Genomic DNA, 12296 nt, shown 5'->3' on the forward strand with positions numbered 1-12296 from the left:
GTCCATGGTGCTATACATACGACATGCTCTTTTCTATAGGAGAGCTGTCAAAGATTGTGCATATACTGAAGGAAGAGAGGAGAATGTACTATGAAGCTGTTTGATTTGCATGCGGACATCGGATACGATGTCATGCAGAAGAAGCACACGGAAACAGATATACTGAACCGCTTTCATCTGCAGAAGTTTTTAGAGGGTGAGGTTTCTTATATCGGTATGGCATCCTTTTTTGAGGGAAGTGAAACGTGGGACTATATGCAGGATATGGTTTTGTCACTGAAAAAGGAAATCGAGCATTGCGAGATGATCGATTTGGTGCTTTGCGGGGAGGATTTAACGGAAAACGGACATATCAAGGCAATACTGACTGTGGAGGGAATGTGCGGTATCAAGGAGCATGCCAGAGAAAAAATCGAGTGGCTGTATGCGCAGGGTGTACGCATTGCCTCCTTTTGCTGGAACGAGGAAAATCTGCTGGCAACCGGCGTAAAGGGGAATCCGGAGCATGGCCTTCATCCGCTTGGGGAAGAGGCACTGCAGGCAATGATTGACTGCAATATGCTGGTGGATGTATCCCATGCCAATGAGCGAACCTTCTGGGATATTATGGCACATCCCTCAGCACGCGTTATCGCCACGCATTCCAATGCGAGAGCGTTGTGTGATCATCCCCGGAATCTTTGGGACGATCAGATTATCGCTATCGCAAAGCGGGGTGGAATCATCGGTATGAACAGTGCACCGGCGTTTGTCCATGAGCGTCCTGAAAAACGCGATATCCCTCATCTGGTTGCTCATATGCACTATATAAAGCAGCTGGCAGGAATCGAAGCACTGGCACTGGGGCTTGATTATATGGATTTCTATGAGGGCTGTGAGGAGCTGCATACAAAAAATCTGGAGGATTGTTCAAAGAGCCAGCGTTTGATTGAGGGAATGCTGACCCGGAATTTCAGTGAGGAAGAGGTAAGATTGATTGCCAGTGAGAATGCTCTGCGTAAGCTGAAAGAGGTTTTGTAAAGAAAGTTAAAAAAAGTTTTGGGCGCCCCTGAGCGCTTTTTTTTATCCTTTTAACTGCTTGAAGTCCTTTGTTTCTCATTGTATGCAAGGTTTGCATCACATAAGAATAACACGATAAATACCATGCTTGCTCGTAATGGTACTTGTTTTTATATAAGAGAAAAAGTATAATAAACACGACTTTTGTAAAATATTGTATTTGCGGTTGGAATGCCGTTTAACATTATGCAAAGGGAATGATGGAAATCGTGAAAATGGCGGGATAAGGGATTTCAGGAGGATGATGGTTATGGTTAGAGGTATGAAACGTCTGATGGCATTTTTCGTAGTATTTACACTTTTGTTTCAAATGACAGATATGCCGCTGCATGCGGAAAACAGCAGGGATGTCAGTGCTTTACTGACAGTTAAGGAAGCGTATATTGAAACAAAATCATAAGGATGTTGTGGAAAACAGGATGTTGACAGATACCGATCCGGTATCTGTATCTGTTAATTTTAAGGTGCCCGTTTTAGGAGACGGATTGACAGAAGAGGATTCTTATGTAAGAAAAGGAGATACTGCTGTAATTGAGCTTGCAACGAAGTATAAGCTGGCAGATACCGCTTCTCCAAGCTTTGCTCTGACAAGAAAGGTTGAGGAAAACGGCGGCAGCAGAGAAGTTAAAATCGGATCGCTTCGCATTGTTACAGACACTGATGCGAATAAAGTATATGCCCATATCGTTTTTGACGGTGATGATGAGGTGTTTGATGGACAGCCCATAGCCGGGGGAGGCGCCTGGTCAAATGTCAATTGTAAATTCTCAACAACTCTGGAATATAACGGTATAGGAGATGGCGCCAAGCCTGGAGAACATGCTGTAACCATTTTGGGAAAAAGCTTTTCTGTAAAGGTGCCGGAACCGCCTGTTATTATGACTAGGAAAAAAGCGGAGCTGTTGAAGGAAAGTTTGTCAGCTGGAAGGTCAAAATAGATGCGCAACAGGCAGGAGCAGCTGCAGATTTTGGCGGCTATGTATTTCAGGATAATCTGAAAAGCGTTGGAAGCTATGTGGACAGATCCTTTAAAATCGGAACGGCAGAGGATGGCAGTGATGCTGTAGAAAAAGAGGTTTCCTATGAAGCTTCACTGCTGCAGCACACATTTCCGGAATCGGCAAAAGGGATTTGCTATGTGTTTTTCAAAACGGAAATCCCGGATGCTATTTATTATGCAAACAGCGAAAAAACGATAAGAAATATCGCTGTCATCCTAAAGGATAAGGAGCAGGTCAGTACATCCAGTGCCAGTGTGAACTATGATGGAACCTGGATAAAAAAGGAATTGAATGGAATTAACCATAAGGATGGAACGATATCATGGACGATTACAGCAAATCAGCCTGCTGCATCGTTAGCGAATGCAGTCATTACGGACAAGCTGGATAGTAAATTGAACTGGCAGTCTGCAGCTTTGGAGATATATAATGGAACCTCCTGGGACGCAGGATCTGCTTCTTTTTCCAATGAACCGGCGGATGGAAAATATGAAATTGGTACTATAAATGCCAAGGTTCGACTGACAATCACGGCACAGCTCAAGGATAAATCGGAAATAGAGCATACCGTGGTATCGGTAAATAATAAAGCAACACTCAGCTGGGAAGGGAATACAGGAGTTGGCAGCAATTCTGTCTACAGCAGCATCGGATTCAATCCGATCACCAAGACGAAAGGAGCCTATGATGCGTCTGCACATACGGCGACCTGGAATGTGAACGTGGAGCAGTCCGATGTGAATGATGATTTACGTGTGCTGGAGCTGCTTGTGTATGATGCATCCTTTACCTGGGATGATGCTTATGAAATCACAGACAATACTGGAACAGACTTAACGACAGTAAGCAAAGAGGTTGTAAAGAGCTTGACTCCCAGCTGTAATCAGCGGTATGTAAAGGATTCCTTTGCTACGGAAGCTGACAGTGCTGCTGTTCCTACACTTCATCATATCAAAAAGAATGGTACGGTGATTGCGGATGTTCTGGTCGTCACAGGGACGGATGTTAACGGGCTGGCTGTGGATAAACATAATCAGAGCTTTTCTTATAAATCCCAGATTACCAATCCGAATATTTATTTGAGTAATGATAATCAGAGCGGAAACAGTGTGAAAAATACAGCTTTTCTTTATAGTGGCAATAAACTTGTGAATCAGGCAAATGCAACTGTCAGCTGTCCGAATACCATACTGTTAAAGGATGCTTTGACAGCTGTGGATGGTGCAAAGGATCTGACGAATGCTGACAATGTTAATAAACAGGCCTCAGCTGCTGATAAGCTGTATAATTATAAAGATGGCTCTGCAGTTTTCCGCCTTCAGGTCAATGCAAGCGATTTGAAGGATATGACCAATGATGTAACAACTGTCGACGGCGAACAACTGGGAGACATTACCGTGAAGGATATCCTTCCGAAGGGATGGGAGTTTCAGAATATCACAGCGGATAAAAAGTTTTTGATATATGAAGGGGTATCCGCGAACGGAAAGGTTACGGTGAAAACACTTGTTGAACCGGATTATATTACCAGTGATTTCACGAAAGCAGGAGAAGCTGCATTCACCTTTTCCTCATTGCAGAAGCCATATGTGATCCTGTTGAAGGCAGGACCAAATGAGCAGACGGCAAAGGGATATTTCGATAAGAATCAAAAGATTAGTCTTGAGAATGCTGCTTCCCTGACCGCAGAGCATATGACTGCGGAAAAGCATGTAAAGCAAAGCATACAGATAAAAAGCACCACAATATCCAAAACAAAGCAGCGACCTGACAATGGAATTCTGCAATGGAAAATCACCTACAATCCCTATATGCAGAAATATGGGAATGCGCTTATTCAGGATACCTTGTCTGAGGGAATCGAGCTGCGGATGAAATCTGATGGAGCTCTGGATATGGATGAACAAAACATAGCCATACAAGAGCTGGATATGGAAGCAGACGGTACCCTGAAGGCAGGGAAACCACTGAAGGATATAGCAAAATACATACGACATAATCCTGTAAACAGAACCTTGTATTTTACAATCCCTGATGAACAGAAAGTCTATCAGCTGATTTATCTGACCGATATAACAGGGGATTATCAAAGTACGCTATCCAATCACGCTATCCTTGCTTCCGGTCATACAGAAGAATCCGGAGTTACCGTGAATGACCAGGTTTATCGCTCAGATGCCCAATCTACAATGCAGCGCAGCGGCTGGCTGGAAATCACCAAGGTCAATGAGAAAAATATTCCTTTGGAAGGAGCGGAATTTACCGTATTCAGTAAGGAAAATGATGCTGTCATTCGAAAGGGAGTCACCCCGGTGAGTGGTGTTTTGACAATCCGGGGTCTGCCGATTGGAAGCTATTATATGAAAGAGACAAAAGCACCTGATAATTACCGGCTGTCACCGGTTGTTTATCAGATTGAGGTCATAAAGGAAGATGCATCCGTTCTTACAAAGATCAATGGAAGTAAAAACACGCTAACCCTGGTCAATACACAGGAGGGAACGAGCGGTGATTTAAAGATACGCAAGGAGCTGAAAGGAAATGATACTGATTCTGATATGGAATTCAAATTCAGAATTCAGGCAGGTAAGCTAAACAAGGAAGTAGCCTATCTTGGAGAGGGAGGAAAAAAAGACGGCACGCTTGTCTTTACGGATGGTAAAGCGGAATTTACCTTATGCGGAGGGCAGAGTATACAGCTGGTGAATCTGCCGAAGGATACAGATTATACGATTGAGGAACAGGAATATCAGGAATTGGGGTATCAGATTGAAAAACAGAATGATAAAGGAACGATCAAAGCAGACGTGCTGCAGGAAGCGGTCTTTACCAATATTCGAAACAAGGTGTTATCGCCTGTATATTATCAGATGAATGTACATATTTCATTAGATGGACAAAAGCCGCAGAACGGACAGTTCCGGTTTCAGCTGAAGGATGAGATGGGGGTAGTGCTGCAGACAGTGAAAAATGATGGCAGTGTGATTAAATTAAAGGAATTGAAATTCAGCATTCCGGGTGTTTACACCTATCAAATTACACAGATGACCAATGCTGTGGATACGATTCGATACGATGAGGGCTTGTACACCGTTATCATCACCGTCATTGAGAAGGATGGTCTTCTTACAGTGGAGAGTGTTGTATGGGAAAAGGACGGGAAATTCTACAAATCAGATACACCGCTGTTTTCAAATACGACATCACAGGAGGAAACACCACAACAGCCGATTGCACCGGATGAATCACAGGAAGATGCAACATCGGATACAGAAGAGAAGGAAACACTTCCTGAGAAAGAGCCGGTAAAGATAAAGGAGCAGCAAACAGGGGATAAGAACAAAGGAGCAGTAAAGCATGAAAAGAAAAAGGCGACAGCTGAAACCTATGACAGCACGCATATGACATTATGGCTTTTGACTGCTTCTGTATCTCTTGCCGTGCTGGGAATCATCAAACTGTATGGGATGCGGAAAAAAAGCTAGATTATATCCTGCAACCACACGAACTATCACCAGCATCAAAAAAGAGGAAACTATGATACGGAATCAATCAGCGCTGTTATAGTATTTAGATTGATGATTTCCACAGAGGAACGACGCAGCAATCTGCATATGACTGCCGCAAAATGAGATAATTTAGATTCATGCATCTGAAACGAGCGATTGCAGTAGCTTCGGGAATGAAACGGATATGGTTATTCAGCGTTTCCTGCTTCAATGAAGCAGCAGACATCTCTCTTATAAAGGAAAACAGAGTATATGTCTGATGATGTAATCTTTATGGAAATATAAAAAAAGGGAGATTCTTCTGTTGATGTAAATCAACGGATGCGATATCTCCCTTTCCTTCCTGCTTGAATATTATGCGTGCTGCTCTGCTTTCATGCTTTTCACCTTTGCATTAAGCAATCGCTGCGCAGCTGCCGGATCATTCACATCCATAACACACGCTTCCATCGGACACATACCGGTTTTGGTACGGTTGATGATATAGGGAACCTGTTCGTCATAGGTTACTGGTATGTTGTACAGCTGGAAAATTTCCAGGGCATGCGAGGAAATGACACAGGCATGTACCTGATGTACGTCTCCGCGGACCATTAACAGCGCTGCTGCTTTGCCAATAACTTTGTCAACCAGCTGGGCACCCTGCAGATGTCCCTGATCCAGCAAATGCAGGATGGGAAGGATGCCGTTCGCATGTTCCTTGTACAGCCGCTGCTTCTGCAATACGACACAGGTAAGCTCCTCCGCTTTCAGAATTCTAATGAGTTCATCCATGATTTTCTCCTTTTGTTGTAAAAAAACAGGTCATTTTCCTTGCTTTTTCAATAAAATCGTGAAAATGAAACTGTATGAAAAAAGACGATATGCATCATCGCCCTTACAATACTAGTCTATCACAAATCCATGGAAAATGTAAGCCTGTTAAATCTAATTTTTTTGCGTATAATAAAGATATACAAACAAGGAGGGATTTTATATGAAAGTCCAGATCTACGGAAAAAACATTACAGTAACTCCAGCGATTGCTGAAAAAATCGAGAAGAAATTAAACCATCTCGAAAAGTATTTCATAATTGATGAAAACGTAGTCGCTAATGTGGTGGTGCGGGTGTATCCGAATAAACAGAAAATCGAGGTTACGATCCCTACAAAATTTGCAGTATTGCGTGCAGAGGTTGTACAGGACGATTTATATGCAGCTATCGATTTGGCGATTGATAAATTAGAGGATCAGATTCGTCGTCAGAAAACAAGACTGACAAGAAAAAATAAAGAGAAACTGGCATATGCGTTCATTGAAGAAGAGGAAATTGAGGAAGAATTTGACGATACCGATAATGAACTGGTTCGTACAAAATCACTGGTTCCGGATACCATGGAGCTGGATGAGGCAATCATGCGTATGGAAATGCTGAACCACAGCTTCTTCATTTACCGTGATGATGAAACCAAGGAAATTGCGGTTGTCTATAAGCGTCATGACGGCGGTTACGGATTGATTGAAACAGAATAATAGAAATCAAAAGGCGATGTGCTACCAGCGCATCGCCTGTTTCTATGCTGAAGGAGATTATACACATAATTCACTATTGTATCAAAATGCATTTCACACGATGAGGCTTTCAATTGTAAACGTACCGGATCAGCGAGTGAGATGCTGACGGTGTTATCATTATCACTGTTCAGCGGTATTCACGGGAGGAACCGCTACCTACAGCTTTAAGAAAGAGACAATTACACGATAGAGAAAGTGTGTAACACATATAATGTACAGCGGATAGGGTAGATGTGAGCTCTGCATAAATCGATTGATAAGCTATGATACGCAACAAAAATATAAAATCAAGATGTAAGCCGGCTTTGACAGTTTGTGATAATGTAAACTCTTTTACAACTTTGGGTTGATTTCATCCGCTTTCTATCCATTGTTATCAACTGGCATTTTATTTATAATGGGAATGTAGAAAGGTTGTGATCATATGGAGATGACGCTTGGAGGCAGAATTCAGACACTGCGAAAGCAAAGAGGAATTACACAGGAGGAGCTGGCCAAGGCTATGCAGGTATCGACACAGGCAGTATCCAAATGCACCAAAGGCGCGCAGAGCGGGAATGCGGCGGAACACCGGATGCCATGCTGTTACCGCGGCTGGCAGATTATTTCAATGTTTCAATTGATTATTTGTTTGGAAGAGGAAAACAGGAGCCGGAAAGACTAAGTGATCTTGTCTTTCAGAAGCTGAAGGGGCTAAAGCGAAGCAAGCAGCTGGAGCTTGCGTTTGAAATCTGCTATATGATGGAAAATGCAATCGGTAAGATTCCGCATCATGAGGCACTTCCCGATCAGGAAAACTTTATGATGCAGGAGGGCGCAGAGCCCCTGCTGTATCAGGTTTTGCATGATGATGTATATTCCTGCATGCGTCTGAATGAGGAATTTCATTATTTTTTATATGTACCGCAGCCGTCCTGTGGTTTTTTACATGCACTTCCCGCACAGGAGGAATTTGAGGAGCTGCTGGCCTTTTTGGATAAACCGCATTGCTTTGCGATGCTGTATCAGCTATCAAAATGTCCGCAGGGAAGAGGCTTTCAGGTAAAAGGGCTTGCGAAAAAGCTGAGCATTGAAGAAGCTGATGCCGCACAGATTTTACAAGATTTAAAAAAACGGCAGATTGTTCATGAAATTCAGCTTGAGAAGGAAAAGGGCTTGGAGCCGATTTATGTACTCAGTGAAAAGCCGGGCTTTCTGCCCATGCTGCTGTTTATGGCCGCCTACATACAGTCAGGTATATTATACGGATACTTCGCCATGGATCGTGAGCTTCCTATATTGAATGGGGAGGTGTCCCATGAATAGCATCAAATCTGCGGTATACAAAAAGAATCGGCTGAATTTTATCCTTGCCTTGCTGGGCTCGATTGGTAATGCAGGAGTTGCTGTAGGGGTTGCCTTTTTACTGCGTGAATTTGTTGATATATCAATCAGCGGTTCCATGGATGCTCTTTACCGTATGCTCAAAATGTTTGTTCTGCTTTTGCTTGCAATGGTGCTTGTGGATGTCATCAGCTTTATATTTACCAACCGCTTTATCTGTCGTGGAATGCGTCAGTACAAGCATATACTTTTTAAAGGGCTGCTGCAGCGTAGTATTTCGTCCTTTCAAAAGGAAGCAGTTGCACAATGCATGTCCGCATTGAGCAATGATGCGACGGTGATCGAAAAAAATAATCTCGAGGCAATTTTTGAAATCTGCACGTATGGGATGATGCTTGCTGCAGGTCTTGGCTCTATGCTGTATCTGGACAGCTATTTAACAATCTGTGTGATTCTGGCAAGTATGGTGCCGCTGCTGGTTTCCGTATTCTTTTCCGGCGCTTTGCAAAGAGCAGAGTGTTGTACATCGAAGCACCATGCGGACTTCATTGCTCTGCTGAAGGATTTGTTCAGTGGTTTTACGGTAATCAAAAGCTTTCAGGCGGAAGCTGTAGTGCTCGATGCTTTTGAGCAGGAAAATGCAGCGCTGGAGAAATCCAAAAAACGTCGCAGGGATCTGATTTCCATACTGATGCTGCTGTCGCAGATATCCGGATTTCTAGTGAATCTGGTCGTTTTCGGTCTAGGTGCCTGGTTGTGTATCCAAGGCAGAATTACTGCAGGGACGGTGATTGCATTCGTCCAGCTGCTGAATTATATTACACTGCCGATTGAAAAGCTCCCTGCACTGTACTCAACAAGAAAGGCCAGTGCCGCCCTCATGGAAAAAGGGGAAGCTGCTTTGCATGTGAAGGAGGAATCGCTTCCTGAGAAAACAGTAACAAAGTTTCGGCAGGCTGTAGCATTGGAGCATGTGAGTTTCTCATATGAGGAAGGGAAAAAGGTTTTGTCTGATATCAACATTCGTTTCGAAAAGGGAAAGCGATATGCTGTTGTTGGAGCGAGCGGAAGCGGGAAATCCACTCTGCTGCAGCTGTTGCTGGGATATGATCGAGGCTATGAGGGAAAAATTTTTCTGGATGAAGTAGAGCTCAATGCATTAAGCAGAGAAAGTCTCTATCGTCTGGTATCCATGGTGGAGCAGAATGTTTTTGTATTCAATGCAACACTCCTGGATAATATTACAATGTTTCAAAGCTTTCCTCCGGCAGTCTGTGAACATGCCCTAAAGCGCAGTGGTCTGGATGCATTTGTACGTGAAAAGGGTGCCGAGTATCTGTGCGGAGAGAACGGCTGTCTGCTATCCGGTGGGGAAAAGCAGCGCATCAGTATAGCACGCGGTTTCATTCGCAATGCACAAATCCTTATGATGGATGAAGCAACGGCGGCACTGGATACTGCAACCGCCCGTTATGTAGAGGAGTCAATCCTGCACCTTGACGATGTAACCGCAATCGTGGTTACCCATAAGCTGCATGCCGATATTCTGAAGCAATACGATGAGATTCTCGTTATGAAGGATGGACGAATTGAGGAAGCAGGAACATTTGAGGAGCTGTATGCAAGAAAGGGATGCTTCTATTCCCTGTATCGTCTAAGTGTCTGATATGAAAAAGGATCTCTTATAGAGGTTCTTTCGTGCGTTTTACATAAAAAAGCAAAAAATAGTTGAAATCCGAAAGAAAATTTGCTATTATTATTAGGCGTTGAGATGTCTACATAGCTCAGCTGGATAGAGCACACGCCTTCTAAGCGTGCGGTCGCAGGTTCGAATCCTGCTGTGGACGCCATTCGAAAATACAGGGCTTTCCTTTCATGTTAAGGAAAGCCTTTATTTATTGTAATAGTATATCCCCCTCGCAGGAGGCATTTATCCTGTTAGGAAAGCGTTCGCGCCTGTAGATGCCCCAATAAAACCTGTTTCTGACAGCATCAAGTTTTTCGAAAATATGAAAACAGCGTGTAAAATTATATAAAAGCATTTATAATAGAAGCATAGCCGATGGGAGAGGATTTCTATGGATAAAAATTATGAAAGCTGGAGTCTGGAAGATATACAAGCTGAGATCATGCATGTACGCCTTATCGATTTGAAGCGGGAATATGAGCTGTGTATGATATTATCAGAAAAGGCAAAGCTGTCCAATGACATTTATGCACTGGCCTTTGCCTATACCTTTATCAGCGATTTTTATCTGGCCTCAAAGAAAAATAAAGATTGCATCCGTTATCTGGAGCGTGCAAGAAAGCTGTGTGAAAGCACGGAATACACTGAGCTTCTAGCCAGAATATACAATTTCTATGGAATGTATTATAATTCGAATTATGAAGAAATCAAAGCCCTGGAGGCATATCTGAAATCACTGGATGCAGCTGAAAAATGTCAGAATCTGACCCTGATGTCAAGCGCATATAACAATATTGCGACATGCTTTGAATTAAAACGCAATTATACAGAAGCAATTCATTATTATAAAAAATGCTATGAGCTCCTGCAGTCTATGGAAAAGAACAGCGCCTATTCCAAAGCTATCGTGTTATCAAATCTGTGCAACTGTGAGTATAGATTAAAGGACGCTGCAGCATTGCATGCTTATTTTTCCCGCTTTGAAGATCTGGACCGGCAGAGCTTTGAGGAATCGATGAATCTTTTGTATCTTTTCTGTAAGCTGATGTATCTGCGTCTTCATGAAGCTGTATCTGTGCAGGCTGTTATGGAGGAGCTGCTGATTGAACAGGAGAAGGTGGAGAATCGTTTACTTGTTTACCAGATCTTAAAGAATATATGCTCCATAATGCTGGAAATAAACAATCAGCCGTATTCGGAAAGGCTGCTGAAAATTCTGCAGGCTATTGAGGATGAGGATGATATCAAATCCAGAAGAGAGCTTCAGAAGCTAATTGTCAGCTATTATGAAAAATTCGGCACAAAGGAAGAGCTGCTGCAGGCATATCGCGAGTTCTATACCATTATCCTTACGATTGAGGATACCGATATGGAGGATAACAGCAGTGGGCTTACCGCGGCTTTGGAGCTTTACCGTACGAAGGAACGACAGGTATCCCTGGAAAAAGAAAATGAGCAGCTAGAACGGCTCATGAATATCGATGATTTAACCAATATCTATAATCGTCGCTGCTTTAATGAGGATATTACAGCTACTGATTTACAAAAAGAGAAAATTGTGGCAGTGGCGATGCTGGATATTGATTATTTTAAGGAATATAACGATATTTATGGACATCAGATGGGGGATCAGGCATTGGTAAAAATCGGCCGCTGTATGAAGCAGTATGAAAAAAAGGGGGAGATTCAGTTTTATCGGTATGGAGGGGATGAGTTTTCTGCTATTTTCATCGGGCAGTCAGAGGAATCCGTACGGAAAACGATGGCGGCACTTACGCATGATATCCGTGAACAAAAGATTCCCCATAAGGGCTCAAGGACAGCACAGATTTTGACCCTGTCCTTTGGTTATGCGTTCAGCTCACAGGAGCCTGTGGATATGACAGTTCTGATCAGGCAGGCAGATGAACAGCTGTATCAGCATAAAAAGCTGCGTCGACAGCGGTGTAAACATGCAGATGCAGTTACAGGGAACGTACAGTAAACCAATGGAAAAGGAAGCAGAGCGTTAGTGTTATAAATAAAAAATTTAAAGCGATAGCGACGTTTGCTCAATATAAAGGATATAAGTATAAGTACATTTTACAGGAATGGAATATACTCCTGTAAGGGAAAATTTTCTGATATGTCAGATACAGAAGCAGAGACGCTCACATTTGATA

At 42.9% G+C, this 12296-nt stretch carries 10 protein-coding genes and 1 tRNA gene; 10 read left to right on the top strand and 1 reads right to left on the bottom strand.

Annotation, left to right across the window (positions count from 1 at the left end; all coding sequences use genetic code 11):
• Positions 1 to 90: 90 nt before the first annotated feature.
• From KSZ58_RS05890 to KSZ58_RS23365, 4 genes are all read left to right on the top strand, one after another.
• Complete coding sequence (locus KSZ58_RS05890) at positions 91 to 1020, top strand: dipeptidase (RefSeq protein ID WP_009269342.1); 930 nt, start codon at positions 91 to 93, stop codon at positions 1018 to 1020.
• Positions 1021 to 1309: 289 nt separating this feature from the next.
• A complete protein-coding gene (locus KSZ58_RS22605; protein ID WP_009269341.1) occupies positions 1310 to 1459 on the top strand; it encodes a hypothetical protein in 150 nt (49 codons plus the stop codon).
• Positions 1443 to 1997 (top strand): hypothetical protein, encoded by a 555-nt coding sequence (locus tag KSZ58_RS22610; protein ID WP_233104354.1) that lies wholly within the window; start codon positions 1443 to 1445, stop codon positions 1995 to 1997. Before KSZ58_RS22605 ends, KSZ58_RS22610 begins: the two co-directional genes overlap by 17 nt.
• Positions 1998 to 2074: 77 nt before the next feature.
• The gene (locus KSZ58_RS23365; protein WP_233104353.1) at positions 2075 to 5545 is read left to right on the top strand and encodes a SpaA isopeptide-forming pilin-related protein; all 3471 of its coding nucleotides are present in this window, start codon (positions 2075 to 2077) and stop codon (positions 5543 to 5545) included.
• Positions 5546 to 5923: 378 nt separating this feature from the next.
• Here KSZ58_RS23365 and KSZ58_RS05900 read toward each other — a convergent pair whose 3' ends face one another.
• Entirely contained in the window at positions 5924 to 6343 is a 420-nt protein-coding gene (locus tag KSZ58_RS05900) for a DUF1893 domain-containing protein (RefSeq protein WP_008819479.1), read from the bottom strand.
• 202 nt (positions 6344 to 6545) lie between these two features.
• Here KSZ58_RS05900 and hpf point away from each other — a divergent pair, with 202 nt between their 5' ends.
• From hpf to KSZ58_RS05930, 6 genes are all read left to right on the top strand, one after another.
• The gene (hpf, locus tag KSZ58_RS05905) at positions 6546 to 7082 is read left to right on the top strand and encodes a ribosome hibernation-promoting factor, HPF/YfiA family (protein ID WP_002608556.1); all 537 of its coding nucleotides are present in this window, start codon (positions 6546 to 6548) and stop codon (positions 7080 to 7082) included.
• A gap of 472 nt (positions 7083 to 7554) precedes the next feature.
• Complete coding sequence (locus KSZ58_RS05910) at positions 7555 to 7788, top strand: helix-turn-helix domain-containing protein (protein ID WP_138921621.1); 234 nt, start codon at positions 7555 to 7557, stop codon at positions 7786 to 7788.
• Positions 7704 to 8429: a hypothetical protein gene (locus KSZ58_RS05915; protein WP_217752636.1), complete on the top strand. Its 726-nt coding sequence runs from the start codon at positions 7704 to 7706 to the stop codon at positions 8427 to 8429. Before KSZ58_RS05910 ends, KSZ58_RS05915 begins: the two co-directional genes overlap by 85 nt.
• Positions 8422 to 10113 (top strand): ABC transporter ATP-binding protein, encoded by a 1692-nt coding sequence (locus tag KSZ58_RS05920; protein WP_008819477.1) that lies wholly within the window; start codon positions 8422 to 8424, stop codon positions 10111 to 10113. The genes KSZ58_RS05915 and KSZ58_RS05920 overlap by 8 nt, the downstream gene beginning before the upstream one ends.
• Before the next feature lie 107 nt (positions 10114 to 10220).
• Positions 10221 to 10297: transfer RNA gene (locus tag KSZ58_RS05925), tRNA-Arg, on the top strand.
• Positions 10298 to 10525: 228 nt separating this feature from the next.
• Complete coding sequence (locus KSZ58_RS05930) at positions 10526 to 12118, top strand: GGDEF domain-containing protein (RefSeq protein WP_008819476.1); 1593 nt, start codon at positions 10526 to 10528, stop codon at positions 12116 to 12118.
• The last annotated feature ends 178 nt before the right edge of the window (positions 12119 to 12296 follow it).

It is taken from the genome of Erysipelatoclostridium sp. DFI.2.3 (genome assembly GCF_019132535.1).
Classification (GTDB): domain Bacteria; phylum Bacillota_I; class Bacilli_A; order Erysipelotrichales; family Erysipelotrichaceae; genus Clostridium_AQ; species Clostridium_AQ innocuum.